This is a genomic window from Pantoea allii, from assembly GCF_002307475.1.
Classification (GTDB): domain Bacteria; phylum Pseudomonadota; class Gammaproteobacteria; order Enterobacterales; family Enterobacteriaceae; genus Pantoea; species Pantoea allii.
This window is the reverse complement of record NZ_NTMH01000031.1, coordinates 80,506-106,833: the sequence shown is the minus strand read 5'-3', so window position 1 is coordinate 106,833 and position 26,328 is coordinate 80,506. Positions and strand designations below refer to the sequence as shown.

Here is a 26,328-nt window from a genome sequence, read left to right as displayed (position 1 = left end):
CCTGGCCTCAGACAGATCGCTTATTGAGCGCTTGACGGAACGCTCTGCGGTTGAAGCTGGTAAATCCATGCGGTGACGCTGTCACCGTTTTCACGGAACGTTTCAACCCTGATGCGATCATAACCTGCCTCAAACTCATCCAGCATTGGCCAGTGCAAGCTCAGGTTGTCAGAAGAGAAAAGAAACCCATTAACCCGCGGAGCCTGATCATCCACGACGATACCGGGAAAGCCCGTAGCGGCGCCTCGTCCTTCAGGAAAGTAAAAACCGCTGACAAAACCAGTCTGCCATATACCGCCAATGCCCTCCAGGATATGCGCATTACTGCGGCCCGGACATAAGGTGCCGTAAACAAACAACGTTTCCATAGTCATCTCTGTCACAAAAAAGAGTCACCTTACTCTGACCGGATGTCCCTGTCATTATGGATAAACTGCTGGCTCCGCGCCTGCTTATTCTCACTGATAAGCCAGCCCGGAGCGTCATAAAACACTTCACGGCTGAACGCTCAGGGGCAACAGAACAAAAAGCGCGAATCAAACCCAAAAGTTTAACAAACCAGCCCTAATTATTTTAACCACAATTTAACGCATAGCGCTTATTTGGTATTTTTCAAGTTTCGGAACCGAAATATATCTGAAATTAACAGGTAAAGCTGCTTTGCGCTGTGCCGATAAGACTGTATTGCGATAACGAATCTTTTATTAAACATCCAGGGGTTTTTTTATGACTATTACACAGCGTTTAGTGCTGGCATTTTCGTTGCTGGCATTATCACTATGTGCGCTTGTTGCTGTTTCATTATCGGTAATATCTGGCTTCCAGTCTCGTTTTGAATATGTTCAGGTTAATGCGATACCCAGCATTAAAGATCTGAATAAATCCATTAGCGCAACTAACCAACTGGGTCTCGCATTATATCGCCACCAGTCAATGACCGACAGTACAAAACAGGTGGCAGCCGAAGAAAAAATAAACGGCGTTCTTGATAATATCAAATCGTTAACTGATTATTATATGGCGAATGATATTTCCAGCGATGATGATAAGGCCATGACGGTTCAGGCACTGCGTAATCTTGATGCCGTTCGTAGCGCTTTACCCGCATTTCTCGCGGCTTCACGTAGCCATAATAATGCGCTTTCTCTTGAACTGCTTCAGAGCGACAACGGCATTGGTGCCGCAGCGCGCAAAATGGAATCTGACTTCACTAAACAAATCGATCTGAACATTCAAATTGGTGATACGTTAAGGGCTGAAAATAATCATGTTTATTCTCAGACCATCTGGGCGATGACCAGCGCATCTGTACTGGTTATTTTATTACTCGGTATATTTTCAGTCAGCATTATTCTGGGTATTAAAAGAAGCCTGACCAGCATGAAAGATACGATGACAACGGTCAGCAGTAATCTTGATCTGACAAATTTAGCACCGGTACTAAGGAATGATGAAATTGGGCAGACAGCGATAGCGTTTAACGATCTGCTTAAACGTGTTTCCACCACGCTGTTGTCAGTCAATCATGCTGCGCAGTCCGTCAGTACGGGTTCCACTCAAATCGCCGCAGGCAATGAAGATTTGTCATCGCGCACCGAGCAACAGGCGGCATCGCTGGAAGAAACATCGGTAAGCATGGCGACGCTGAGTGATACCGTGCGTCAAAATGCGGAAGGTGCCGTACAGGCCAGCAACCTGGCGAATAATGCTAACACCATGTCTAAACAAAATGGTGGCGCAGTCAGTCGGATGCTGACAACCATGGGCGAAATTCGTGGCAGTTCTGCAAAAATCTCGGAAATTACCGGCCTGATCGAAGGCATTGCTTTCCAGACCAATATTCTGGCACTTAACGCCGCCGTGGAAGCTGCACGCGCCGGTGAGCATGGTCGCGGGTTCGCGGTTGTCGCCTCAGAAGTTCGTAATCTGGCACAACGTTCTTCCTCTGCGGCCCGCGAAATCAAAGAGCTTATTACCGCATCCGTTTCACAGGTTGAGCAGGGGCTGGAGCAGGCAACGAGCGTGGGCAGTAACTCAGATAATGTCAGCAATGCTATTCAGCAGGTTGCCGACTTAGTGAATGAAATTGCTGCCGCTACGGCCGAACAGAGTAAAGGCATTGAACAGGTCCATCTGGCTATCGGGCAGATGGATGAAGTGACGCAGCAAAACGCCTCTTTGGTCGAAGAAGCATCCTCAGCGTCTAAATCGTTGCAGGAGCAGGCAGAAACCCTGTCGAGACTGGTTTCTACTTTTAAAGTGAATGACAGTGTCGCGCATGCCCCTGCATCGATCAGCGCACCGGTGAGCCAGCCGTCACTCGCCTTGAAAAGGCCAGATTTAAAAGCAGTAAACGTAGATAAGGTCAACTGGGAAAGTTTTTAAGGCGTTATGTAAAAATCTGACCCGTTCAGGATCTTGTTGATTAGAGAAAGCGCTGTAGTAATACAGCGCTTTTTTTATTAACCCAGTCGTCAGCGGAGGGTGCTGTCGTGCGCTATTTCGACGGGCCAGCCGCATAACAGTCAGATCGTCTGCTGAATGCCGGTTATCGGTTACTTAGTTACAGACAGCATCTCTGTTGCGCCTGGCGGGTGACAGATGAACATCACCCGTTTATCGATCCTCTTTCTTCCCGCTGACAGGACGCATTCAGAACCGCGTTTTTTCCCGTTCCATCACCAGACTGAGCGTGGCAGGCAGCAGTGTTAAGGTGACCAGCGTTCCGGTAACCAGACCGCCAATAATGGCGTACGCCATCGGCCCCCAGAACACCTGCTGGGAAATGGGCAACATACCGAATATCGCCGCACAGGCCGTCAGTAATATGGGACGGGCGCGATGGATAGCGGCACTGCGGATAGCCTCATTATGTGCCATGCCTGCCTGGGTGTTACTGTCCACCTCACTGATCATTATCACCGCGTTACGGATAATCATGCCGGCCAGCGCAATGATCCCCAGCAGCGCAACGAATCCCATTGGCGTACCGCTCGGCAGCATGGCAATAACAATGCCGGGTAAGCCAAAAGGGGCCATCAACAGCGCCAGCAGCATTCTGGAAAAGCGTTTTAACTGCAACATCAACAGGATAAGCATAAAACACAGCGTCACCGGCAACACGGCAAAGACGGAGCTGTTTCCCTTGTTCGATTCTGCAACGGTACCGCCTTCTTCAATGTTATAGCCAGCCGGTAAAGATGCACGAAATGCACCCAGGGCGGGCCTTAACTGGTCTGATACCGTTTCAGCGCGTTGCGTGGGGGCAATATCGGTTTGCACCGTAATGTAAGGCAAGCGCTGACGCCGCCAGATAACCGGATCGTCAAGCTGCCATTTTAATGTCGCGACTTGCCCAAGGGGAATTTTCTGCCCGGAAGCCGTATTCAGCATCAGGCCGTTCAAAATGTCGGTATTTTGCCGCTCGCGATCGTCTCCCCTTAACACCACATCAATGAGCCGGTTATGGTCGCGGATGGTGGTTACTGTACTGCCAGACATCACAGTATTGAGCATCGAAGCTATGCTTTCCGAAGAGACACCGACCGCACGCGCTGCCGTTTGGTTCACATCAACCTTGATGGCCCGTTCTGGCTCGCCTGCGGTCATGTTCACTTCACGTGTATCCGGCGAGCGTGAGATCTGGGCGGCCAGCGTTTCCGCGATGTGACGAACGTTGCTGTAATCGGGGCCGGTGACACGGTACTTGAGCGGCCAGCCAACTGGCGGGCCCAGTTCAAGGGGCGAGACGCGCGACGTCACATCACTAAAATCACGCGCCAGAATGCGTTCGAGCTTACGCCGCACTCTGTCTCGCGCTTCAAGGTTCTTCGCCACCACTACCAGCTGTGCCGTGTTTTCATTATCAAGCAGGACTTCCATCGGCAAATAAAAGCGCACGGCACCAGAACCGATATAGCTGGAGAAATGATCGATATCGCTATCGCGGCGCATCACGTTTTCTAGCTGCCCGGTGCGCCGCGCCGTTTCGGTCTGAGAGGCATTAGCCGGCAGCGTCAGGTTCACCAGCAGCTCTGGACGGTCGGACGCGGGGAAGAATTCGCCCTGCATCAGCGTCGTCCCGAACACGCCCATTCCCAGCAGCAGCAGGGCGCTTATTACGGTTGCCCAGCGATAACGTAACGCCTGATCAAGCAGGCGGTGATAAAGCCGTGCCATCCGTCCCGGTTGTTTATGCCTTGCACCGGCACCCTCGATCAGCAGCCAGGTTCCCGTAACGGGTGAAAACAGGATAGCGACCACCCAGGAACAGAGCAGGGAAATGAGGACGACCGCAAAGAGTGAGTAACAATATTCACCCGCACTGGACGCCGCAAATCCCACAGGAATAAATCCGGCAATCATCACCAGTGTGCCGGTTAGCATAGGAAAGGCAGTGGTTTTAAATGCATAGGTTGCCGCCTGCCATTTGCTGTCTCCGGCTTCAACGCGCGAAACCATGGTTTCCACCGTGATCATGGCATCATCCACCAGCAACCCGAGCGCAATAATCAACGCGCCCAGCGAAATACGTTGTAAGCCAATCCCTGCAAATGTCATCCCGACAAACGTCATGGCCAGCACCAGCGGAATCGCGGCCGCAACCACCAGCCCGGCACGAAAACCCAGCGAAAAGAATGATATCGCCAGCACAATAATGACCGCTTCCGCCAGCACCCGAACAAACCCACTGACAGCCGTTTTCACCACCGTGGATTGATCGGCGATCTTTATCATATTGATGCCATGAGGTAGCTGGCCGGCAATAACCGTCATCCGTTGATTGAGCGCCTGACCAAACCTGAGCATATTGCCCGAAGGGGCCATGGAGACGGCAAGGCCAATCTCCGGTTCGCCGTTAATACGGAAGGTGGAAGACGGCGGCTGCGCAGGCTGGAGTGTGATTGTCGCGATACTCGACAGCGGGATAAAACGCTGCCCAATACGCAGGGTAACGGCCTTAAGGCTTTCCACCGTCGTCAGCGCACCACTGACGCGAAGCGCGATATTCTCTTTATCGGTGCGTATTTCCCCAGCAGGTGCCACTGCGTTCTGAGCGGTTAAGGCATCGCTCACCTGCTGAAGATTAAGGCCCATGCCGTCCAGTTGCCTGGGTGAAAAGGCGACAACGATCTGTTCTTCCTGTTCACCCAGTAGGGTGATTTTGCCCGTATCGGGCACATCCATCAGGCTACGACGAATCTCGTCGACCTTATCACGCAGTTCACGCGGGCTAAATCCGTCGGCGGTAAAACCATAAATCGTGCCAAACGTATCACCAAATTCATCATTAACACTGGGGCCCTGAACCCCTTGCGGAAGGGACGGGGCAATATCCTGCATTTTTTTACGGATTTGATACCAGATAGTTGGCACCTGTGCCGGTGGCGTATCATCGCGCAGATTGACAAATATCACCGACTTCCCGGCGCGCGTTTCACTTTCAATAAAATCCAGCGAAGGCGTTTCCTGAAGTTTCTTTTCCAGCGTATCGGTGACCAGTTGCATGGTGTCCTCGACCGAAGCACCGGGCCATTGGGCGGACACCACTGCGGTTTTAATAGTAAAGGCCGGATCTTCATTACGGGGCAGATTGATGTAACTGAGTACGCCGGTTGTCATCACCAACAGCATAAAGAAAATGACCAACTGCTGGTGAGCTAATGCCCAGGCGGACAGATTAAAGCCGTTCCGATTGCTGTCCGACCTCATTTTTCACTCTCCTCAAGCTGAACGCGTTCACCCGGCAACAGCGTTTTTACACCTGCGGTAACCACGCGCTCACCGGGTTGAACCCCGGCACTGAGATAGATCTGCTGTGCGTCAAAGCGTGCCAGCGTAACGGGCCTGACCTGAATCTGTTGGTTTTGCGTGTTCACCACGAGTACGGCGGGGCGATCCCCGGCCCGCGTCAGTGCACTGGCTGGCAGGGCAATCACCTGGTCGGCTTTTCCAGAGAAAACGCCTAAAACGGTCGAACCCAGTGCCATCGCGGCGGGCGGATCGGTCAGCATAACGCGGAGCCGCCAGGTGCGTGTTTGCGAATCGGCCTGCGGGCTGATATCGCGAAAACGGCCCTCTGCCGTTACGGCGGGGTTTGATAACAGCGCAATCTTAACTGGCGTGGTCGTTGCACTTTCAGAGAGTGTAGGTTCGGCAAGGTCAAAAACGGCATCGCGATCGCCGTCAGCAGCCAGCGTCATCACCGTCTGTGCGGCACTGACGACCTGCCCGGGTTGAACATTCACCGCCGTAATCACACCGGCCCCTGGCGCAGTAAGCTGTGTCCAGGCCAGATTATCGCGCGCGTTTTTAAGTGCGGCCTCACTGCTCTGGCGACGGGCGACTGCAGCCTGCCAGTCGCCTTGTGCGCTATCTAACTGCGCACGAGAAATGGCACCGCCCGGCATGAGCAGTTGCATACGGCGGAGTGTGAGAGCGGCAACGTGTTCTGATGCGCGTGCGCTGTTGAGGTCGGCAGTGGCACTGCTGAGCTGATTTTGGGCGGCATTATTCTCTAACGTGGCAAGTACCTGGCCTGCGTTAACGTGCTGACCAATATCGACGGCTCGGGCAATCACGCGGCCATCCAGCCTGAAGGCTAAGGCAATCTCCTCATGCGCCCGGATTTCGCCCGTCTGCGTCATCAGGCCCCCCGAGGAAAACGGCGGCACCGTTACGGTCCGAACAGGTCGTAGTGTTTCGTCCTGAGCAGGCTTTTCGTCTTTACAGCCTGCAAGCACCAGCATGCCCACCATCACGAGCAGTGACGGTACAACGTAATTAAAGATGGCAAGGTGACGCAGTGCCTGACGAGCAAAAGAAGGAAAAAAATCTGTCATAACCGTATTCCTTAAATGAGACAGGCTCATTTAACGTGGGTTATGTCCAGAAACCTTTTATGGATCATCAAGAAATGGTCAAGGTAAGCAAAAAATGCCTGACCAGGTTGGCTGACAGGCAGACTCGCGCGGTATTTTACGCAGTCTGCATGGCGTCATGTAAGGGCAGGGTAATGGTAACGTGCAGTCCGCCCTCTGATGGCAGCCGAGCCTGGATACGACCGCCATGAGCCTCAACGATAGCTTTCGCAATGGACAGTCCCAGACCGCTGCCGCCGGAATGGCGGGCGCGTGAAGACTCTGCCCGGGTAAAACGGTCAAAAATAACGGCTAAAAACTGAGGTTCGACGCCAGGCCCATAATCACGAAACTGCAGGGTGATCGCTGTGGCGGACGCCTGAGCATAAACGGAAATTCGTTTGCCTTCTGCAGCATAGCGCAACGCATTCTCCATCAAAATCGTCACGACCTGACCTAAGCGAGAAGCATCTCCCGTGTAAGGCAGCGATGCGGGCGACTGAACTTCTATTGCTACCTGCCCGGCCTCGGCCTGAAGCGCCAGCCAGGCGGTTCTCTCACGCAATAACTCAGCAAGGTTAAACCGGGTCAGACTCAGGCTGAGCTGACCTGCCTCTGCTAACGACAGTAAATGAAGCTCATCCGTCAGACGACTCAACTGCGTCAGCTGTTTCATGATCATGGAAAACTGCTGGGGTTCGGGTGCAAATACCCCGTCCACAATGCCTTGCAGGCGTCCCATTGCGGCGGTCAAGGGAGAACGCAGTTCATGAGCAATCGCGACATGCGACGCTTTAAGTTCACGTTCGTAACGCACCAGTTGCTGTGTCATCAGGTTGAAGTCTTCTGTAAAACGCACTAACTCTTGCGGCGCGCCATTAACCTGACCGACCGAGGTGCCGAATTTACCCTGTGCCACATCCCGTGCCGCGTGCGCCAGTTGACTAAATTGTTTCGCCAGTGGCAGGGCAAAGCGCAATCCCATTACGACAAAAAAGGGAATAATCACCGCGACCAGCACCGCTACGGTAATCCAGTCCGCAGACGCGATAGAGGGATCGGAGAAGCCGACGCCCCACCACTGATCGACAATCTGATGGAAACGAGCCGTATCGCGCTCCGGATGCACGCGCAGTCGAGAAAACTCCTCCCACAGCGCGGTTGGCATCCGGTAGTAAACCCAGAGCGTTTGCAGGGCAAACCTCAGCCACATACAGAACGCAATAAGAATGACGCTGCCTAAGCCGAGAATGAGTATACGAATGCAAATCCAGCGCCACATGGAGTCATGGGTTTTCTGCTTCATGGTTGTCTGAACCTGTAACCTACGCTGCGAACGGCGGGTAAAATTTCCGACATCCCTGCAGCTTCAAGTTTGCGACGCAAATTATACACATGCGTATCAACCACCCGCTCAAGGGCATCACTTTCTGGAAGGCAGTTCTCAAGTAAAAACAAACGGCTGAAAGGACGCGTGGGCGCGCGCATCAGGGTAACCAGAATAGAAAATTCCGTTGGCGTCAGATCGAGCCTGTGGACGCCATTAACCACGGCGGTAAGTGATTCAGGATCAACCTCCAGTCCCGCCCAGCAGAGCTTTTCATCTGGCACTTTCGCCTGCTGTGTGCGACGCAGTACAGCCTGAACACGTGCGACGACCTCTCCGGGATTATAGGGTTTGACGACATAGTCGTCAGCGCCATAACGCAATGCGCCAATCCTGTCGGGCGCTTCCCCCATCGCGGTTACCATGATGACAGGCGTATCACCGCTGCGCCGGATGGCAGCCAAAACTTCGGTGCCATTCATCACCGGCAGCATGACATCCAGCAGAATCAGATCGGGCTGCCAGCGCTGGGCCTGTTCCAGACCGGTCATGCCGTTGCTGGCGATCGCCACGTCATAGCCATCCCGTTTCAGATAGGCTTCAAGTACGCCCGCTGCATCAGCGTCATCTTCAATAATCAGCACGCGTTTCGTTTTCATTTGGGCCACCTTGACCGTTTCTCCATCGTTTCCTGGGCTTACGTTGACACGTTGTTTTTATACTCCAGCCTGGTCGCGACATCGTCGCCTTAGTGACACAACCTGATGAGATCAAGCAAAGTGATAATAACCGGAAAACATGCGCTTCACATGGTCAGTTTAATGCTGACGTTAAGTGTTCTGGCTAGAACCAAAGGAGGCAATTGCCTCCTTTGGCGCCCCTCGTCATCAGGCACGACAACGATCGTTCCATGAGTCTCTGTAGATAATATTACCCTCCGTATACTTCCAGGTAATTGCCTCATAACGTAATTCGAGTGTTTCCAGATGGTTGCTGCTCATACCTGTAGGGGCAAGGTAAGGGGAAACTGTCGTGATTTTGACGTTTTCCAGGATGATATTGAAATATTCAGACTCAATGCCCGATTCCAGTATTCGGTACATCTTGATCGTTGCTTTTTTCAATGTGCGGCCTTCACAGACGGCGCGATACAAAATAGGTGTCGTTTGGTCAAATTCTTTCACTATCGTGATCGGACTATGAACGCGCGTTCCGGTAAGTTTTCCCCAGCTTGGGTCAACTGGAATAGTGACACCGTGAGAGAATGATTTTAACTCGATAGAACCCAGACGGAGTGGCATCATGCAGCTACCGACTATCGGAGATCCGTTCTCATCTTCAAGCCATAAATGTGCGGGTGTAGACATATTATTTCCTTATAAATAAATTTACGATGATGCTAACGTTTGAACTTTACAATCTCACATATTGATAAAACAACCATCACAAATACAAAAAATACGGGGATAAGCCAGATTGGGCTGTCAGGAAAAAACAAACCCTGAACTAAAGCGAAAATTATTGTCAGCACTGCCGGGCCATAATACGAGATCAATGATCTGAATACCCGTCTGAAAAACCTTTTAATAAGATTCATCATGATTATCGAATCATCCTGGTGATGATATCTGCAATACCATCATCCGATGCCCATTGTGCTTTAAACGCCTCAGCCCGCTCAAACAATGGCTCTATGAGGAAGTACATCATTTCTAGTTGTTGCATGTAGAGTGCAGAGTAATAGGCTGGGTATTGGACGTGTAGGCGATGGGCACTATCTGCCGCTTTCTGTACCACGCCGTATATCCCAATAGCCCCTACAACCTCGCCCGCTCTTCGCCCTGCCAGTGAACTGAGTTCAAGACTTAGATTCATGCCTGCTGCGACAAATGATGCTGTTGCCAGAGCAAACCCAGCGTTTGTGAGTGAACTGGCGGCAATATGGATATTAACAGCCATAAGCATTTGTTTGATGCGCTCCAGTTGATCGGGGGTTTTATATTTAAATATTTCTTCGAAATATATTTTAAACATGTCATACGCAACATTGCCATGTTGCAAAAGATAAATAACGCTGTTTTTGAATCGAATGTCTTCGGTCTTTTGTTTCTGGCAGACATCCTGATATTCATCAGTAAAACAGGATGTGTAATACAGTGCTCGCGTTGTACCTGCAGCGATCGTCTCAATCTGATTTGATACGGCTTTTCCTGCACCCGCTAATGCATGGTCGAGTTTTAACGCAAGAATTTTATTAGCCTGAAAATAGCTGATAACTTCATTGCTGTAGTACATAAGTGCTCCTTGCTTATTTCATTAAATCCTCTTGCTCATTTTTGTCCAGGGGAAAGCGTCCGATAGACAGTCTGCCGCGAAACGGAAAATAATTCGGCCAGATCGCTTATTGAGTACTCACCGCTTCCGTGCATCCTGCAAAGCTCTTTTTGCTGTTTATCTGACAACTTTGGCTGTTTTCCTCGCCGTTTCCCTTTTGCCCTGGCGATGGCCATACCTTCGCGTGCAGAAAAATTCGCACTGTATGGCCTGATTTTGATGAAGGCCAGCAACTGGAGTATTTGGTCGCTTACGTCAGATGAGCTGGCGCTCGCAACCAGCCGCCCCGGAATACTGGCGCAAATTTATTGTATCCTGCAGACGAGTTATTTTAAGGCCAAACATGCTTTCTTTCATTTTCTACCGAAGGATGTGGAAAGTGATTTCGATTTTGTGATTCAGCGTTACTTTCGTTAAGTATCACTCACCGACAAAATCATTACCGGTCATCAATATTACGCCCAGCGTAAGCTTACTACCGACTTCTTTGGGTACCATCAGTGGTCAGGCTCTGTTGGTCTACAGTTAGATGCCCGTGCAGCGCAGATTGTGCGTCGTGATATCACTCCTGGATTTGTTGCCACCGAACTTATCTGCTGGCTGAATAAGAAAACCGTCCGGCCAGGATATTCCACGCTTCAGAACATCACCAGTAAAGCGCTGTCAACGGAACGTTAGCGCCTTTCCGCGATACAGAAACACAAAGTGCACTGAACTCACTCTTCTGCGCGGATGATCCAGAATGTTATAAAAGATGTCTTATCCAGCCTTTAGGCCAGATAAATCAGAAGGTTATCATCGATGAGAAACTTCATCTGGACCAGATGGTCTCCACGCTGGGGATGAAAGACATTACTCAGGGTGCCCTGATTCGCAAATGCCGTATGGCAAGCCCGCAAAATTTTGGCGGCTTCCCGCTCACAACCCTTAATGCGGATCAACATGCCCGTAGCGGATACAGTCAGTACAGTGCCAAGGGGGGGGGGTTTACGGTACGGATACCAGCGTAACGTGGAGTCACCAGTTTGCGTCAGGATGGGGGACCAGTTTAATCGGCGACTATCGTTGGCTGGATAAAAATGCTGCGGACAGTCCTGTGGTATTCCGTCACAATGATGCCTCTCTGACGGCGGCGATAACCTATTCTTTCTGATAGCGTTTGGACCAACAGCATAAACCTGACTGCTACTGGTCCATCATATCCTGTGACGATTAACTAAACCGTTGAAACAGGCGAGTAACAGCTTCAGCCTTTATGGCATGCCACACGTTCATAGCCTGTCGGCGATGTTTTTGAAGCGGCTTTGCGCTTTCTGCTATTGATTTTAGGCAGCCAGATTTTGAACTGTTCAGCCAGCAGTCTCGCCTGTTGTTCATCAACCGTACGGCAAATAAACAGCTTGCTCTTGGTTTGATGGGTCACATCGGTGGCGTAAATTTCGTAGCTACTGCCGCGCTGATCGTACTCAATATCGGTGAAATGCATGTGTGGCCACAGGCCTGTTCTGACCTCAAACTTACTCAATTCCATATTTGTTACCGTTCTGTTATTACTATGATTAATGTCGTTATCCCTGGTCGGGCCAGTAACTGTAGAACAAATTAGGATTTGTGCCACCGCCGGACAAATTTTTTACCTGACATTCCATTCTGTTGTATAAAATCAACGCATTATCCTCAAATGAAGACGGCTTTTAAGGAGAAGACGATGATTGTAAGAACGTGGCACGGATGCGTTCCGTTAAAACATGCAGAAGGGTTTGCCAGACATCTTCAAAGGACCGGCGTTGAACACGCCAGCGCGACATCGGGAAACAAAGCCGCATTCGTCCATCAGGAAACACAGGGAGAGTGGCAACACTTCTTTCTGGCGACGTACTGGGAGGATTTAACTGCGGTGAAAAATTTTGCTGGTGAGAACTACCACGTCGCAGTGACCTGGCCGGATGATGAACAGTTTGGGTTAATCTCTGATCCTTACGTTTTTCAGCATCAGGTGGACGAGATCGTGCCGCTGTAGATGCTTAAAATGGGCTCTATTCATGAAGAGGAAATGTGTTTGTCAGGGGCGAATACTGGCCCTTTGATATTATAAAATCCTTAACTTGATGGGCCCATTATCATCCTGTTTATGCGACAGACCTTTCCACGGCTAGCTGGATTTTCCTTCTGAATCCTGGATCAAAATGGCATATCAATAACGCCATCAGCGATGCCTTGTGCCAGTCCTTCACATTTATTTTGTAAAACGAAAATGCAGGCAAATGGAGCCCATCTGGACTATTGAAACGCTGGTCATCACCCGTTTGATGGCATCAATATAGCCATAATAATAGTCATAACAGCCTTGCAATAACTGAGCATCATCATGTTCAGTCAGAGGAAAGCGGCAGACATAACCTTTGCCTGTGGTCCAGCCGAATTTTTTATATCCTGATTAATGTCTGAGGAGGCATTCGCCCCGTCTGATGCCTTCTTATCAGGCAAAATAATGGTCGTTCCACGAATCATTTCCTTCCATATATTTCCAGGTGATCGCCTGGTAACGCACTTCAACCATCAGCACCCACTGTTATCGAATAAAACGATATGCACCACCCTGTTTGGACACATCCAGACGTAGGAATGCGCCAGCGCGACGTCGTGAAATTAAGCAGCCGGAAACACAGGGAGAGTGGCAACACTTCTTCCTGGCAACGTACTGGGAGGATTTAACTGCGGTGAAAAGTTTGCTGCTGAGAACGACAACGTCGCAGTGACTGACCTGCGTGATGATATGACGTTTGCGCTAACCTCGAATTTCAGTGCTGCGTCTGCTGAAAGTCCGTGCGTTTAACGGCTAAGGTGATCCACCGCCAGGCTGAAAAAATCGCAGAAGATAGCCGTCAGGGTCCTGAACCAGGAATTCTTTCTGACATTCATATTGAGCGCCGGTGTGATAACAATTTTCGCGCAGGGGACGAAAGAGGGGCGTTCCGTGCGTAAGCAGTCGATTGTAGAGCGTGTCGATATCCGCTACTTCAATCTGAAAATTGATCCCCCGTCCCAGAGGTCGGGCCAATTTTGCGGTCTGCCAGCCTTCTTCATGCATCTGCTCAATCATTAACTGTGCTTCACCATAACACAAATAGGCGAAGTCCGGCTGAGCACGTCTTATCCTGACTTTCCAGCCGATAACGTCAACATAAAAAGCATAAGACGCGGCAAAGTCCGCGACGGTCAGCTCGGGAACCATAGGGTTCCAGTAGAGAGTATCAGCTACGTTTTCGGCGCACATGGTTACGGGTAACTTTATGTAAATAAATAAAATAATGCGACTTGCGTTTTTTTTCAGCAATTGCCGCAACGCTATTTGTTTAAATAACAACAGGATTCTGCCGTCTAACTTTCAACGATATCAAGGCTTCTGTCAACCACCGCATATACCGAACACGCCCCTCAAAATTCTCTTTTTAGTACCTTCACGCAACTGTCAAACATATCTGTTTATTTAAAGTGATTAGTCTGGTAAAAGTGATAAATATCATGTCAATTTGTTAATTACATAAGGTGTTTAATGTTCGGTTAAGGTTGCGGGCGTATGATTTGATACCGGTATGAAATAAAGGTTTTGCTAATAATTTATTTCACCAGGCAGATTTTAATGATTTTGCTTGTTTTTCGCGGATTTTGGCGATTTTTGATGAACGTATACGACATTTTTTTCATTATTTTATTTCAAAATTGCGCTCAATTTGCTGGAAAAATTGCAAAACAGTTTAAGGATATTACTTAATGGCATTTCTTCCGTTTTCACGACCTTCTTTGGGTGAAGCTGAACTGTCTGCAGTGCGTGATGTGTTTGCATCTGGATGGATTACTACCGGGCCAAAATGTGCCGAACTGGAACGTGCATTCTGCCAGCTGACCGGGAATCAACATGCTATTGCCGTGACGTCTGCAACAGCCGGTATGCATGTGATGTTAATGGCGCTGGGCATCAAGGCAGGTGATGAGGTCATTACCCCTTCGCTGACCTGGGTTTCTACTCTGAACATTATTACCTTGCTGGGCGCAACCCCGGTAATGATTGATATCGACGTTGATAATCTGATGGTAACGCCTGAGGCCATTGAAGCGGCGATAACCCCTAAGACCAAAGCCATCATCCCTGTCCATTACGCCGGCGCGCCTGCCGACATCGATGCCATTTATGCCATCGGTAAACGCCACGGGATTCCGGTCATCGAAGACGCCGCACATGCCGCAGGCACTTACTACAAAGGCCAGCATGTTGGTGGACATGGCAATGCGATTTTTTCTTTCCATGCAATCAAGAATATGACCTGTGCTGAGGGTGGGCTGGTCGTCACGGATGATGCCGCGCTTGCCGATCGAATTCGCAGCCTGAAGTTTCATGGTCTTGGCGTTGATGCCTTTGACAGACAAACCCACGGCCGTCAGCCACAGGCTGAAGTCATCATGCCTGGGTTCAAATACAACCTGCCTGATATCAGCGCAGCTATTGCGCTGGTCCAGCTCGAAAAGTTGCCTGAAATTAACCAGCGCCGGGCGGCCATTGCGCAACGCTATCTGGAGGCGCTCAAAGACACGCCGTTCAAACCGCTGGTTCCGCCAGCCTGGCAGCATCAACATGCCTGGCATCTGTTCATCATTCGTGTTGATGAGCAGGCATGCGGTTTCTCCCGTGATGCGCTGATGCAGAAGCTTAAAGATCAGGACATTGGAACCGGTCTCCATTTCCGGGCGGCGCATACTCACAAATATTACCGTGAACACTATCCGCACCTATCACTGCCCGCCACCGAGTGGAACAGCGAGCGTATATGTTCGATTCCGTTGTTTCCCGACATGACCGACGATGACGTTGAACGCGTTATCAGCGCACTACGTGGACTGACTGGGGTTTAAATGTTCGACGATAAAGAGATTGAAAAAGTATCGGTGGTTATCCCGGTCTATAACGAGCAGGAGAGTTTACCGGCGTTGATTCAGCGTACCAATGACGCCTGTAAAACCCTTAATCTGGACTATGAAATCCTGCTGGTCGATGACGGTAGTCAGGACGCCTCCGCCGTGATGATTGCGGATGCAGCTTCACTGCCGGACAGCCATATTGTGGCTGTGTTGCTTAACCGAAATTACGGTCAGCACTCTGCCATTATGGCGGGCTTCAGCCATGTCAGCGGTGATCTGATTATCACGCTGGATGCGGATTTACAGAATCCCCCTGAAGAGATCCCGCGTCTGGTTGCTGCCGCTCAGGAAGGCTACGACGTTGTGGGAACCGTGCGCCAGAACCGCCAGGACAGCTGGTTCCGTCGTCAGGCCTCACGCACTATCAATCAGATGATTCAGCGCGTGACCGGCAAATCGATGGGCGATTATGGCTGCATGCTGCGGGCTTACCGCCGCCACATTATCGATGCCATGTTGAATTGCCACGAACGCAGTACGTTCATTCCAATTCTGGCTAACACCTTTGCACGGCGCACCATTGAATTACCCGTGACGCACGCTGAGCGTGAGCATGGCGATTCAAAATACAGCTTTATGCGCTTAATTAACCTGATGTATGACCTGGTGACCTGCCTCACCACCACACCACTGCGCATGCTGAGCGTCCTCGGCAGCCTGATCGCGCTGACGGGGTTTGCCTTTTCCCTGGTGTTGATTCTGCTGCGTCTGTGCTTTGGCGCAGCCTGGGCTGGTGATGGCGTCTTTATGCTGTTTGCCGTGCTGTTCATCTTCATAGGTGCACAGTTTATTGGCATGGGGCTGCTTGGCGAATATATCGGCCGTATCTACAACGATGTCCGTGCCAGACCTCGCTATTTTATTCAACGTGTTATCAATCCTCAGAAAGACCGTTCTGTACAGGAAACCGAGTAATGAAAACTATCGTCTTCGCTTATCACGACATGGGTTGTGCGGGCATCAATGCGCTGTTGAAAGCAGGTTACACCATCAGCGCCATCTATACCCATGCCGACACGGCGTCAGAAAATCACTTTTTTGGCTCAGTGGCGCGAATCGCGGCTGAAAATTCTATCCCGGTTTATGCTCCGGATGAAGTTAACCATCCTCTGTGGATCGATCGCATCAAATCGTCTGAACCCGATGTGATTTTCTCTTTCTATTACCGTAACCTGCTGTGCGATCAGATTCTGAACAGTGCGAAGCAGGGTGCCTTTAACCTTCACGGTTCACTGCTGCCAAAATATCGCGGACGCGCACCGTTAAACTGGGCGCTGGTTAACGGAGAAACCGAAACCGGTGTCACCTTACATCGCATGGTTAAAAAAGCGGACGCGGGCGAGATCATTGCTCAGCAGCGTGTCGCCATCGCCGATGAAGATAACGCACTAACGCTGCACCGCAAGCTGGTCGACTGCGCCACTGAGCTGCTGGAAAGCGCGTTGCCTGCCATGAAGCAGGGCAATATCGTCGGCACCGCGCAAAATGAAGCGGAAGCCACCGTAGTGGGTCGCCGCACGCCTGAAGATGGTCGGATTAACTGGGCATTGCCAGCCAGCCAAATCAATAATCTGGTGCGTGCGGTAACTGACCCATGGCCGGGCGCCTTTGCTTTTGCTGGCACCACCAAATTCGTGGTCTGGAAAGCAAAAGTATTATCTACTGCGCATAATGTTCGTCCTGGCACCGTGCTGTCTGCGGAACCTTTCGTCGTCGCTTGCGGCGAGGGTGCACTGGAGATTCAGACCGGACAGACCGCCAACAGTGTCTACATGAACGGTATCCAGCTGGCTCAGCATCTTGGCATGGTGAATGGCGCGCTGCTGTATTCCCAGGCCGTTGCAGCCGTTAAACGTCGTACGCGTGTATTGATTCTGGGCGTAAACGGCTTTATCGGTAATCACCTGACCGAGCGTCTGTTGCAGGACGACAACTTTGAAGTGTTTGGCCTGGATATCGGTTCAGACGCGATTAGCCGCTTTGTCGGTCATCCGCGCTTCCAGTTCGTTGAAGGCGATATCAGTATTCACTCTGAATGGATCGAATATCACATCAAAAAATGTGATGTCATCCTGCCATTAGTGGCCATCGCGACACCGATCGAATATACCCGTAACCCGCTGCGCGTTTTCGAACTGGATTTTGAAGAAAACCTCAAAATTGTGCGTGATTGCGTCAAGTACGGCAAACGCATCATTTTCCCATCGACGTCTGAAGTGTACGGCATGTGTACCGATGCGAACTTCGATGAGGATCACTCCAATCTGGTTGTCGGCCCGATTAATAAACAGCGCTGGATTTACTCCGTTTCCAAGCAACTGCTGGACCGCGTCATCTGGGCTTATGGTGAAAAACAAGGGCTACGCTTTACCCTGTTCCGTCCTTTCAACTGGATGGGCCCGCGCCTGGACAACCTGAATGCGGCGCGCATCGGCAGTTCACGCGCAATCACACAACTGATCTTAAACCTGGTGGAAGGATCGCCGATCAAGCTGTTTGATGGTGGCCGTCAGAAACGTTGCTTTACCGATATCAGCGACGGTGTAGAAGCGCTGTTTAAAATTATTGAGAATAAAAACAATAATTGCGACGGACAAATCATCAACATCGGTAATCCGGATAACGAAGCGAGTATCAAAGAGCTGGCCGAACGCCTGCTGGAAAGCTTTGAACGTCATCCACTGCGTGCCAGCTTCCCACCGTTTGCCGGTTTCCGCGAAGTGGAAAGCAGCAGCTATTACGGTAAGGGCTATCAGGATGTTGAACACCGTAAGCCATCCATCCGTAATGCAAAACGCCTGCTCGGCTGGACGCCAACTGTGGAAATGAACACCACGATTGATAACACACTCGACTTCTTCCTGCGTACCGTTGAGCTTCAGGACGACAAGGAATGAAGAAAGTTGGTCTGCGTGTTGATGTAGATACCTGGCGCGGGACAAAACTTGGCGTCCCCGCGCTCTTGGATCTGTTCAATAAACATGATCTTCAGGCGTCGTTTTTCTTTAGTGTCGGACCCGACAACATGGGACGCCATTTATGGCGTCTGATGAAACCGCGCTTTCTGTGGAAAATGCTGCGCTCACGCGCAGCATCACTTTATGGCTGGGACATTCTGTTAGCCGGAACGGCCTGGCCTGGAAAGCGGATCGGGGCAGGGATGCGCGATATCATTCGCTCAACCGCCGATCGCCATGAGGTCGGTCTGCATGCCTGGGATCATTTTGCCTGGCAAACCTGGGCGGGCGTCTGGAAAGAGCCGCAGCTCATTCAGCAGATTGCTATGGGCCGCGACGCGCTGGAGGCGATAACCGGTCAGGCAGTGACCTGCTCAGCAGTGGCTGGCTGGCGGGCAGATGGCCGGGTTATTCAGGCTAAAGAAACCTTTGGCTTCCAGTACAACAGCGACTGTCGCGGGACGGCGCCATTTCGACCGCAGTTAAGAAACGGCGAACTGGGTACGGTCCAGATCCCCGTCACGTTACCGACATGGGATGAAGTGGTCGGACCCACGCTCAGTGCCGAGCGTTTCAACGATTATATTCTGGAAAAAATCCAGGCTGATCAGGGCACGCCGGTTTATACCATTCATGCCGAAGTGGAAGGTATCAGTCAGCTTGATGCTTTTGATACGTTGTTGCAGCGTGCCCGTGCGCAAGGAATACAGTTTTGCCCACTGAGCGAACTCTTACCTGAAGACCTTGATACTTTACCCGTGGGTAAGGTCGTTCGTGGTCATATCGCTGGCCGGGAAGGCTGGTTGGGTTGTGAGAATTTAACAAGGTAAGCACCATGACTGCCACCAAAAAGACCCTTTTACTGGTTTCACTTTTTATCCTCTATTATTTAGTTCCTCTGGAGTTCCGTAATCTCTGGCAGCCTGATGAAACACGCTATGCCGAGATCAGCCGTGAAATGCTGCAAAACGGTAACTGGATTACGCCCCACTTCTTCGGTCTACGTTATTTTGAAAAACCTATAGCGGGTTACTGGATCAATACCGTGGGTCAGGCCATTTTTGGTCACAATAACTTTGCGGTCAGGATTGGTTCCGTCTTTTCTGTGCTGATGAGCGCGGTATTAATTTACTGGCTGGGATGCCGTATTTTTGTCCAGCGTAGCGTTGCTTTAACGGGCAGCGTCATCTTTTTAACGTCCCTGCTGGTGTACAGCATTGGCAGCTATGCTGTGCTGGACCCGATGCTGACGCTGTGGATGGTGGCTGCCATGTGCAGCTACTGGTTTGCCACTGAGGCGCAAAACACCCGGCAACGCATCGTGCGCTACCTGTTGTTGGGGCTGGCATGCGGCATGGGTTTTATGACCAAAGGGTTTCTGGCGCTGGCCGTGCCGGTGCTGGCTATCCTGCCGTGGGCCGTCTGGAATCAGCGTTTCCGCGAACTGATTATCTATGGCCCCCTTGCCATAATCAGTGCGGCGTTAATCAGCGCGCCCTGGGCGATAGCCATTCAGCAACAGCAGCCTGATTTCTGGCATTACTTCTTTTGGGTTGAGCATATTCAGCGGTTTGCCGAAGATAATGCGCAGCATAAAGCCCCTTTCTGGTATTACCTGCCTGTTCTGGTTGCCGGCTCGCTTCCCTGGCTGGCGTTGCTGCCGGGGGCATTGCGGTCGGGCTGGCGTGAACGTAAACAGTCCCCGGGTGCGGTTTATCTTCTGAGTTGGGTTGTTATTCCTCTGGTGTTTTTCAGTATTGCAAAAGGCAAACTGCCAACGTATATCTTGCCCTGCTTTGCGCCACTGGCCTTGCTGATGGCTGAGTATGCCTGGCAAAAGGCCCGCAATCACACGCGCGTGTTTAAAGTCAACGCGTGGATCAATGTCCTGTTTGGTAGCGTCTGCGTCGTGGCGTTGTTAGTGGTCTTTGCGCCCTGGGGATTAAGCCATCGACCTCTTTATGGTTCACACCAACTGCTGGCATTGACGATGGCCGTGCTGTCCTTTGCCGGCTGGGCCATCGTGGGCGTTTTCAGCCTGAAATCGCCACAACATCGTTGGCTGGCCGCAGCACTGTGTCCTTTAACGTTGGCGCTGTGTGTCGGCTCGGCCATCCCTGAAGGGGTTGAAAACACCAAGCAGCCGCAGGTGTTTATTCGCAGTATTGAAAGCAGCCTTGCTAACAGCCGCTATATCTTAAGTGATAATTCGGGTGTGTCATCGGCGATTGCCTGGACAATGAAACGCAGCGATATCATTGCATACAGTGAAAAAGGCGAACTGCAATATGGCTTAAGCTTCCCTGACGCACGATCAGCCTATGTCAGCAGCGAAGATTTCCCCCAGTGGCTTCAGGCGCACCGTAAACAGGGCAATGTCTCGCTTATTATGATGCTGGATCGAGGAGAAGCTACACCAACAGATTTGCCGCCAGCGGATGCCGTTTATCGCAACGGTCGGATGCTTCTGTTGCAATATAACGCGGCGGAGTAGCCGTGAGCCTGTTGTTGGTCTTACTGACCAGCCTGCTGACCTGCGCGGGTCAGCTCTGCCAAAAGCAGGCGGCGCGTCAAACAAACCGGGCTAAACTCACCGGCTGGCTGATTGCCAGCCTGGCGATGTTGGGCCTGGGGATGATCGTCTGGTTGTTGGTGCTGCAGCGTTTACCGGTAAGCCTGGCGTACCCGATGCTGAGTATCAACTTCATCTTAGTGGCGCTGGCTGCACGCTTTATCTGGCATGAAAAAATGACCCGCTGGCAATGGGCTGGCACCGTCCTGATTGTCGCGGGCGTCGCTATCATAGGGAGTTATGCATGACGGGCTATCTGCTGGCAATGTGTAGCGTTTTACTGGTGACGGTTGCTCAGTTGATGCTGCGCTGGGCAATGCACCAGTTGCCCGCGTTGTCTCTGCTAATGACGCACTATTCCTTCCACTGGCTACCGCTGCTGGTATTGTGCGGCGGGTTAACGGCTTACGCCTGCTCAATGGTGTGCTGGTTTTTAGCATTACGCCATCTACCGCTGAGTCGGGCTTATCCGCTGCTAAGCATCAGTTACGTACTGGTATGGCTCCTGGCTATCAGCCTTCCGCTGTTCGCTGAGCCATTCCATGCAGGCGCGATGGCGGGCGTGTTTCTGATATTGGCCGGATTACTCTGTATGTGCGTTAAACCTGGAAAAACAACATGAGCACCGCTCTGTCTCTCGGCAGATAAATCAGCCTTGCTGTTGGCTAATGGCAGGGCGCTTTTGCTGGGCATTGGGCGTGGGGAGCAAAGCGACGCTTTGGCCGCGCAGTCAGCATATTCGGATGGAGAAGGGCGCTTTCGCCTGAATGAAGCAGAGAAGGGATTGATCTTCTCTGTTCAACGGGAATCAGACGGGCTGGACAGTCATGCTGAATGTAGATGCGCCAGGAAGGCAAACGCCGGCATAAAGCCGGCGTTCGTTTTAGCAAGGATCAGAAAGTCTCCCAGTTACCTTCTGCCGTGCTGGGCTGACGTGGAGAGATCAGCGTCTTAGGTGCAGACTTCGGTGCGCTGTGGCTAATGGCCATACCACTTCTGTTCGCAGGCACACGGAAGACAGCGACGGTTTTCTCCAGCTCTTCCGCCTGGGATTCCAGCGAGCTGGCGGCGGCCGAAGACTCTTCAACCAGCGCGGCGTTTTGCTGCGTTGTCGTATCCATCTCCGTCATGGCCTGAGCGATTTGCGATATTCCGCGGTTTTGCTCATCGGAGGCTGCAGCGATTTCACTCATGATGTCTTTCACCTGGGTCACAGACAGTACAATCTCATCCATTGTGCTTCCCGCCTGATCGACCAGCGTTGAGCCTTCATTAACGCGGTTCAGCGAATCACGAATCAGTGTTTCGATTTCCTTCGCCGCAACGGAACTGCGCTGAGCAAGGTTTCTGACTTCGCCTGCCACGACCGCAAAACCACGGCCCTGTTCACCGGCTCGTGCCGCTTCAACAGCCGCGTTGAGTGCCAGAATATTCGTCTGGAAGGAGATCCCATTTATTACGCTGATGATTTCACCAATTTTACCCGAACTGGTCGTAATACCTTGCATGGTGGTGACAACGTTACGGATGATGTCACCGCCTCGCCCAGCGTTGACAGACGCTTCCGTTGCCAGTTGGCTGGCGTGGTGGGCGTTCTCGGCATTTTGCTTCACGGTTGAGGTTAACTCTTCCATGCTGGCCGCAGTTTGCACCACGGCAGCAGACTGCTGTTCAGTGCGCGATGACAAATCCATATTACCGGCGGCGATCTCAGAGGAAGCGCGTGCCACGCTGTTCACACCATCGCGCACGTTGGTGATGATGTTTTGCAGGCTCTCATTCATCACACTGACGGCCTGCATTAACTGCCCGAGTTCATCACGACGCGTGGTTGAAAGCGTAGCAGTGAGATCGCCTTCAGAGATACGCTGGGCAACGCTCAGGGTTTCTTTTAACGGAACAGTAATTGAGACGGTGATGCGCCAGGCCACTAACAAGCTAAGCAGAACACAAATAGCCGCAACGATTGCGATCTGGCTTTCAGCGCTACGTAATGCGTCAGCGGATTCAGACGCCTGATAGTTAAAGAGTCCAGCCACATATCCATTCAGCTTTTCTGCTGTAGCACTGAGCTCCGTCGATGCCGTTGATTCCTTACCCATGGCGGCAATGTAATCCACGAAAGCCTGTTTAAGTTTCGCTAAATCCGTTTTTTGCGTATTCAACACCGCCTGGATTTCGGGGACAGAAAGCGCTAACAACTGAGCACGTATCTGTTCGACAGAGGTAATGTTGCCATAAATTTCGGTCTTGCTGGACTCACTGGGTTTATCAATAAAGCGTTCTACATCACCCGCAATTTCCTTGAGGAGTGAGGCCAACCGCAATACCTGTAGCATCGCTTCGGGCTGAGCGGAAAGATTCAGCCCATCAAGGCTTTGTCCAAGAGAGAGGAGATCATTATCCTGAATCAACGTAGCCGCCGCTGAGGAGCTTTTCGCCGCACTGTAAAATGCCTGCCGCAGCGTCTGATAGTTTTGTATAGCGGTGCCTAATACACTGAGTTGTTCTTTGCCTTCGGTGTTCCAGTCAAATTTTTTCAGCTTATCAAAGTGGGTGCTTAACTGGTTGAGTGCACTGGCGTTAACCTGAGCATATTGATCATCTTTAGTATATTGATACAGCAGACGGTTCGTGCGTGCCTTGCTGAGAGCATTGACCATATCAACAGTAATATCCTGCTTTGCTGCATTCTCTTTGATGCTTTGAAAGCCTTTAAACGCTAAGAGAGCAATAGCCAGAGTGGCAACAATCAGCACACAAAAACTCAACCCCAGCTTTTTACCCATTTTCATATCGGAAAACGTACGCGTAATAGACATAATTTCACCCTGATAGGCCGATACAGAATTATTATTTTGCAGTCTGTATTTACACCACACTGCTTAATAAAACTTATCGACTGTCACAATGAAAACTTTAAAGACATTTTGAAATATAAATTCACAATTGTGACATGAATGCATTTATGTGGATTTTTATGTCTATTTCAGGCTTTGGTGTTAATAGTAAGGGCCAGGATAGTTAGGGAGCGAATAATTTATGGCGGATTTTTGCTGACATACTTTTACATTTATGGCCAATGTAAGCATAAATATTTAATATGATCTTAAGCGGAAGCCCAACTAATAATTTTATTAATATCAATAACATACATATAAATCCGTGCTCCATCAGTAAATTAACAGCTTAAAGCCTTAATAATCACTGGCGAAACCGAATCATTCACAAAAGATACGTTAACTTCTCTTAACATGTGTTAGCTGTTATGTAGCATTCTGGTTATAATTTGTATTAGTTAATTACAGAGATTAAATAATATTTCACCGACACTCCATCTATGAGAGGGACGTTTAATCTGATTAATCTTTTTCAACTATTTGGAAACAGGCTAACCAAACATGCAATATATGACCTTTCTTCTTGCTGCGTTAATTTTTTGCGGCTCTGCTGCTGCTGCCCCGTCGGCGTCAGAACCCGTTTCGCAACTCTCGCGTGCGCTTCATGAGAGAATGTTATTAATGAAGGATGTCGCCGCCTTCAAAAAAACCCACAATAAGCCGATTGAAGACCTGCCGCGAGAGCAGGATGTACTGGCAGAAGCCAAGGAGAAATCGGCACAAGCCGGGCTTGATCCGCAGTCCGTGACGGTGTTTTTTCAGGGTTTAATGGATGCCAGCAAAGCGATTCAGTATCGCTATCTGGCTGACTGGTTGGGCGCACCTCATTCCGTGCCGCCCGCAAAAGATCTGGCAGACCTGAGGAAGCAAATTAACCTGTTAGACGGACAAATTTTGCAAGCCATCAATCAGCAACTGTCACAGGGTGGTTTCACAAAAGATGAGCTGACCCATCTGCATCAGCAACTCAACGTCCAGCATCTGACGGATAACGATATCAACCACGTTTTACAGGGGCTTGAGCAAATCAAACTCAAAGGCTAACGCGTCGCAACGGGCCGACAAGCACGTTGAATACTTATGAACGCCTTCTCATACTTTTCGCAATGCCATCGTTAACACGCTATCCGCCCGTTAAGGCGGATAGCGTAAAATGTCGCCCGGTTAATTAGCCTGGCGGCTCTTATCACTTATTGTCCTAAATCGTAAATAGCGCGCCTTATCATGCTCAGCCTGTCGGGCGAGATAACGTACCCGGAAAATATCGTGCCGCGTGATCACCCCAACCACCTTGCCAGATTGTGGCACCGTCACGACGACAATACCGATTTCCTGATCTGCAATCTGACTGCACACCGTATCCGGGCAGGTACTGACAGGTTTTTCATCTTCCACCAGATCTTGCCAACGACTGTCTGGTGACTTGTTCTGCCTTTGCCAGTGAGTCCTGTCTTTACGCGACACTACAGATAAAAACACGACCACCGGGTAATGATGATGTGCATGGCGATCTGACATCCGTTCAATGACCTCACTCAGCGTGAGCGATGCATCCAACGTCGCGGGCGACGTTGAGATAATTTGCCGGGCTTTTGTGGTTTCTGGCGTATCGGTCGTATATTCCTGCTCGATGTGCGTGCGATGACACCGATGATAAGACGGTGCGGCCAGAATATGCAGCGCGTTGGCATTTCCCGACATCGGGTTTTCAGCAAATGAAAACTGTTTGTACCAGAACACATTCGTCATCAGTGCAATGAGCTTAAGCAAGGCAATGGCACCGAAAGCATTACCCGCGCCTGGCAGCAATCCCCTTAAAGTCAGTATAATGACGCGTTTCGTTACAGTGTGGTCGGCTAATTTGAGCCTGGCAGGTAAATCGACAGCGAGCTCCTGCATAATGTCTTCCTGAGCAAGGTAAAGGCGGGGAATTTACATCGCATCGCGACCTGGATTTAATGACAAAAGGTTATTGCATGTCACAGCCGAAGATGAAAGATGCTGATTACGCCTTACTGGCAAACTTCCGCGCGACGTTACGCACGTTTATCGCGTTTAGTGAAAGTCAGGCTCGCAGCGTTGGGTTAACACCACAGCAGCATCAGGCACTGCTGACCATTCGCGGTTCAGGAGCGGCAACCGCGACGGTGGGGTACGTTGCCGAGCGGCTGATTTTAAAACCGCACAGCGCATCAGGATTGATTAGTCGGCTGGAGGAAGCGGGGTTGATTACCCGCGAAGCGGATGCCGCCGATCAACGTAGGATGGCCCTAAAATTAACGCCTCAGGCAGAAGGCTTGCTTGAGGCGCTGTCTCTGGCGCATATAGAAGAGTTGAAAACCTTAAAGCCCTTGCTGGTGAATCTGGTCGATGATTTTGGTGGCTAAAACAGCCTTAAACG

24 protein-coding genes and 2 pseudogenes are annotated in these 26,328 nt (G+C 50.7%); 13 read left to right on the top strand and 13 right to left on the bottom strand.

The features are described from left to right. Window positions 1–20: 20 nt before the first annotated feature. Window positions 21–368: a gamma-glutamylcyclotransferase family protein gene (locus CMR03_RS11510; RefSeq protein ID WP_096011611.1), complete on the bottom strand. Its 348-nt coding sequence runs from the start codon at window positions 366–368 to the stop codon at window positions 21–23. 358 nt (window positions 369–726) lie between these two features. On the opposite strand from CMR03_RS11510, the gene CMR03_RS11505 reads away from it, so the two are divergent. Then, entirely contained in the window at window positions 727–2,385 is a 1,659-nt protein-coding gene (locus CMR03_RS11505; protein WP_096011610.1) for a methyl-accepting chemotaxis protein, read from the top strand. A 267-nt stretch (window positions 2,386–2,652) separates the two neighbouring features. On the opposite strand, the gene CMR03_RS11500 is transcribed toward CMR03_RS11505, so the two are convergent. From CMR03_RS11500 to CMR03_RS11465, 7 genes and pseudogenes are all read right to left on the bottom strand, one after another. Then, on the bottom strand, window positions 2,653–5,712 hold the full coding sequence (locus CMR03_RS11500) for an efflux RND transporter permease subunit (RefSeq protein ID WP_096011609.1): 3,060 nt from the start codon (window positions 5,710–5,712) through the stop codon (window positions 2,653–2,655). Next, window positions 5,709–6,842 carry an efflux RND transporter periplasmic adaptor subunit gene (locus CMR03_RS11495; RefSeq protein ID WP_096011608.1) on the bottom strand — a complete coding sequence of 378 codons (1,134 nt, stop codon included), beginning with the start codon at window positions 6,840–6,842 and terminating at the stop codon, window positions 5,709–5,711. Before CMR03_RS11495 ends, CMR03_RS11500 begins: the two co-directional genes overlap by 4 nt. A gap of 136 nt (window positions 6,843–6,978) precedes the next feature. Further along, complete coding sequence (locus tag CMR03_RS11490) at window positions 6,979–8,166, bottom strand: sensor histidine kinase (RefSeq protein WP_096011607.1); 1,188 nt, start codon at window positions 8,164–8,166, stop codon at window positions 6,979–6,981. Further along, window positions 8,163–8,846, bottom strand: a complete 684-nt coding sequence (locus CMR03_RS11485) for a response regulator (RefSeq protein ID WP_096011606.1) — start codon at window positions 8,844–8,846, stop codon at window positions 8,163–8,165. The genes CMR03_RS11490 and CMR03_RS11485 overlap by 4 nt, the downstream gene beginning before the upstream one ends. Before the next feature lie 228 nt (window positions 8,847–9,074). Beyond that, window positions 9,075–9,554: an Hcp family type VI secretion system effector gene (locus CMR03_RS11480; RefSeq protein WP_096011605.1), complete on the bottom strand. Its 480-nt coding sequence runs from the start codon at window positions 9,552–9,554 to the stop codon at window positions 9,075–9,077. A 235-nt stretch (window positions 9,555–9,789) separates the two neighbouring features. After that, window positions 9,790–10,482 (bottom strand): hypothetical protein, encoded by a 693-nt coding sequence (locus tag CMR03_RS11470; protein ID WP_096011604.1) that lies wholly within the window; start codon window positions 10,480–10,482, stop codon window positions 9,790–9,792. Between the two features lie 35 nt (window positions 10,483–10,517). After that, window positions 10,518–10,706: pseudogene (locus tag CMR03_RS11465) on the bottom strand (helix-turn-helix domain-containing protein); the annotation flags it as partial. Between the two features lie 250 nt (window positions 10,707–10,956). Between CMR03_RS11465 and CMR03_RS25875 the strand changes: the two are divergent. Together CMR03_RS25875 and CMR03_RS25560 are read left to right on the top strand one after the other, a co-directional pair. Beyond that, complete coding sequence (locus CMR03_RS25875) at window positions 10,957–11,199, top strand: DUF4158 domain-containing protein (RefSeq protein WP_096011602.1); 243 nt, start codon at window positions 10,957–10,959, stop codon at window positions 11,197–11,199. 277 nt (window positions 11,200–11,476) lie between these two features. After that, window positions 11,477–11,674 (top strand): MipA/OmpV family protein, encoded by a 198-nt coding sequence (locus tag CMR03_RS25560; RefSeq protein WP_244181376.1) that lies wholly within the window; start codon window positions 11,477–11,479, stop codon window positions 11,672–11,674. A 93-nt stretch (window positions 11,675–11,767) separates the two neighbouring features. Here the strand turns inward: CMR03_RS25560 and CMR03_RS11445 are convergent, their stop codons facing one another. After that, window positions 11,768–12,052, bottom strand: coding sequence for a hypothetical protein (locus CMR03_RS11445; RefSeq protein WP_063876912.1), 285 nt, complete (start codon window positions 12,050–12,052; stop codon window positions 11,768–11,770). A gap of 177 nt (window positions 12,053–12,229) precedes the next feature. Here CMR03_RS11445 and CMR03_RS11440 point away from each other — a divergent pair, with 177 nt between their 5' ends. After that, window positions 12,230–12,541, top strand: a complete 312-nt coding sequence (locus tag CMR03_RS11440; RefSeq protein WP_096011601.1) for a hypothetical protein — start codon at window positions 12,230–12,232, stop codon at window positions 12,539–12,541. A 161-nt stretch (window positions 12,542–12,702) separates the two neighbouring features. Here the strand turns inward: CMR03_RS11440 and CMR03_RS25870 are convergent. Both CMR03_RS25870 and CMR03_RS11435 read right to left on the bottom strand, forming a co-directional pair. Beyond that, window positions 12,703–12,901: pseudogene (locus CMR03_RS25870) on the bottom strand (hypothetical protein). A gap of 459 nt (window positions 12,902–13,360) precedes the next feature. Further along, complete coding sequence (locus CMR03_RS11435) at window positions 13,361–13,756, bottom strand: bleomycin resistance protein (RefSeq protein WP_096011600.1); 396 nt, start codon at window positions 13,754–13,756, stop codon at window positions 13,361–13,363. A gap of 539 nt (window positions 13,757–14,295) precedes the next feature. Here CMR03_RS11435 and arnB point away from each other — a divergent pair. The 7 genes from arnB to arnF are packed head-to-tail and all read left to right on the top strand — an operon-like array spanning window position 14,296 to window position 21,649. Next, the gene (gene arnB, locus CMR03_RS11430) at window positions 14,296–15,432 is read left to right on the top strand and encodes a UDP-4-amino-4-deoxy-L-arabinose aminotransferase (protein ID WP_096011599.1); all 1,137 of its coding nucleotides are present in this window, start codon (window positions 14,296–14,298) and stop codon (window positions 15,430–15,432) included. Further along, window positions 15,433–16,413, top strand: coding sequence for an undecaprenyl-phosphate 4-deoxy-4-formamido-L-arabinose transferase (gene arnC, locus CMR03_RS11425; protein WP_096011598.1), 981 nt, complete (start codon window positions 15,433–15,435; stop codon window positions 16,411–16,413). Continuing rightward, window positions 16,413–18,395 (top strand): bifunctional UDP-4-amino-4-deoxy-L-arabinose formyltransferase/UDP-glucuronic acid oxidase ArnA, encoded by a 1,983-nt coding sequence (gene arnA, locus CMR03_RS11420; RefSeq protein ID WP_063876908.1) that lies wholly within the window; start codon window positions 16,413–16,415, stop codon window positions 18,393–18,395. Before arnC ends, arnA begins: the two co-directional genes overlap by 1 nt. Beyond that, window positions 18,392–19,285 (top strand): 4-deoxy-4-formamido-L-arabinose-phosphoundecaprenol deformylase, encoded by an 894-nt coding sequence (gene arnD, locus CMR03_RS11415; protein ID WP_096011597.1) that lies wholly within the window; start codon window positions 18,392–18,394, stop codon window positions 19,283–19,285. The genes arnA and arnD overlap by 4 nt, the downstream gene beginning before the upstream one ends. Before the next feature lie 5 nt (window positions 19,286–19,290). Continuing rightward, entirely contained in the window at window positions 19,291–20,949 is a 1,659-nt protein-coding gene (arnT, locus tag CMR03_RS11410) for a lipid IV(A) 4-amino-4-deoxy-L-arabinosyltransferase (RefSeq protein WP_096011596.1), read from the top strand. 2 nt (window positions 20,950–20,951) lie between these two features. Next, on the top strand, window positions 20,952–21,275 hold the full coding sequence (gene arnE, locus CMR03_RS11405) for a 4-amino-4-deoxy-L-arabinose-phosphoundecaprenol flippase subunit ArnE (protein ID WP_063876905.1): 324 nt from the start codon (window positions 20,952–20,954) through the stop codon (window positions 21,273–21,275). Further along, window positions 21,272–21,649: a 4-amino-4-deoxy-L-arabinose-phosphoundecaprenol flippase subunit ArnF gene (arnF, locus tag CMR03_RS11400; protein WP_096011595.1), complete on the top strand. Its 378-nt coding sequence runs from the start codon at window positions 21,272–21,274 to the stop codon at window positions 21,647–21,649. Before arnE ends, arnF begins: the two co-directional genes overlap by 4 nt. A gap of 271 nt (window positions 21,650–21,920) precedes the next feature. On the opposite strand, the gene CMR03_RS11395 is transcribed toward arnF, so the two are convergent. Continuing rightward, entirely contained in the window at window positions 21,921–23,849 is a 1,929-nt protein-coding gene (locus CMR03_RS11395; protein WP_096011594.1) for a methyl-accepting chemotaxis protein, read from the bottom strand. A gap of 579 nt (window positions 23,850–24,428) precedes the next feature. Here CMR03_RS11395 and CMR03_RS11390 point away from each other — a divergent pair. Then, complete coding sequence (locus CMR03_RS11390; RefSeq protein ID WP_096011593.1) at window positions 24,429–24,971, top strand: chorismate mutase; 543 nt, start codon at window positions 24,429–24,431, stop codon at window positions 24,969–24,971. 120 nt (window positions 24,972–25,091) lie between these two features. On the opposite strand, the gene CMR03_RS11385 is transcribed toward CMR03_RS11390, so the two are convergent. Beyond that, window positions 25,092–25,826 (bottom strand): CBS domain-containing protein, encoded by a 735-nt coding sequence (locus CMR03_RS11385; RefSeq protein ID WP_096011592.1) that lies wholly within the window; start codon window positions 25,824–25,826, stop codon window positions 25,092–25,094. A gap of 77 nt (window positions 25,827–25,903) precedes the next feature. Between CMR03_RS11385 and CMR03_RS11380 the strand changes: the two genes are divergently transcribed. Continuing rightward, window positions 25,904–26,314, top strand: coding sequence for a MarR family winged helix-turn-helix transcriptional regulator (locus tag CMR03_RS11380; RefSeq protein ID WP_063876901.1), 411 nt, complete (start codon window positions 25,904–25,906; stop codon window positions 26,312–26,314). Window positions 26,315–26,328 lie beyond the last annotated feature (14 nt).

Coding starts and splice junctions, on each gene's coding strand:
- arnA (WP_063876908.1), top strand. CDS start 16,413: ATGAAAACTATCGTCTTCGCTTATCACGACATGGGTTGTGCGGGCATC.
- arnC (WP_096011598.1), top strand. CDS start 15,433: ATGTTCGACGATAAAGAGATTGAAAAAGTATCGGTGGTTATCCCGGTC.
- CMR03_RS11485 (WP_096011606.1), bottom strand. CDS start 8,846: ATGAAAACGAAACGCGTGCTGATTATTGAAGATGACGCTGATGCAGCG.
- CMR03_RS11445 (WP_063876912.1), bottom strand. CDS start 12,052: ATGGAATTGAGTAAGTTTGAGGTCAGAACAGGCCTGTGGCCACACATG.
- CMR03_RS11395 (WP_096011594.1), bottom strand. CDS start 23,849: ATGTCTATTACGCGTACGTTTTCCGATATGAAAATGGGTAAAAAGCTG.
- CMR03_RS11500 (WP_096011609.1), bottom strand. CDS start 5,712: ATGAGGTCGGACAGCAATCGGAACGGCTTTAATCTGTCCGCCTGGGCA.
- CMR03_RS11440 (WP_096011601.1), top strand. CDS start 12,230: ATGATTGTAAGAACGTGGCACGGATGCGTTCCGTTAAAACATGCAGAA.
- CMR03_RS11390 (WP_096011593.1), top strand. CDS start 24,429: ATGCAATATATGACCTTTCTTCTTGCTGCGTTAATTTTTTGCGGCTCT.
- arnF (WP_096011595.1), top strand. CDS start 21,272: ATGACGGGCTATCTGCTGGCAATGTGTAGCGTTTTACTGGTGACGGTT.
- CMR03_RS11505 (WP_096011610.1), top strand. CDS start 727: ATGACTATTACACAGCGTTTAGTGCTGGCATTTTCGTTGCTGGCATTA.
- CMR03_RS11470 (WP_096011604.1), bottom strand. CDS start 10,482: ATGTACTACAGCAATGAAGTTATCAGCTATTTTCAGGCTAATAAAATT.
- arnD (WP_096011597.1), top strand. CDS start 18,392: ATGAAGAAAGTTGGTCTGCGTGTTGATGTAGATACCTGGCGCGGGACA.
- CMR03_RS11385 (WP_096011592.1), bottom strand. CDS start 25,826: ATGCAGGAGCTCGCTGTCGATTTACCTGCCAGGCTCAAATTAGCCGAC.
- CMR03_RS11510 (WP_096011611.1), bottom strand. CDS start 368: ATGGAAACGTTGTTTGTTTACGGCACCTTATGTCCGGGCCGCAGTAAT.
- CMR03_RS11435 (WP_096011600.1), bottom strand. CDS start 13,756: ATGGTTCCCGAGCTGACCGTCGCGGACTTTGCCGCGTCTTATGCTTTT.
- CMR03_RS11480 (WP_096011605.1), bottom strand. CDS start 9,554: ATGTCTACACCCGCACATTTATGGCTTGAAGATGAGAACGGATCTCCG.
- CMR03_RS11495 (WP_096011608.1), bottom strand. CDS start 6,842: ATGACAGATTTTTTTCCTTCTTTTGCTCGTCAGGCACTGCGTCACCTT.
- arnT (WP_096011596.1), top strand. CDS start 19,291: ATGACTGCCACCAAAAAGACCCTTTTACTGGTTTCACTTTTTATCCTC.
- arnB (WP_096011599.1), top strand. CDS start 14,296: ATGGCATTTCTTCCGTTTTCACGACCTTCTTTGGGTGAAGCTGAACTG.
- CMR03_RS11380 (WP_063876901.1), top strand. CDS start 25,904: ATGTCACAGCCGAAGATGAAAGATGCTGATTACGCCTTACTGGCAAAC.
- CMR03_RS11490 (WP_096011607.1), bottom strand. CDS start 8,166: ATGAAGCAGAAAACCCATGACTCCATGTGGCGCTGGATTTGCATTCGT.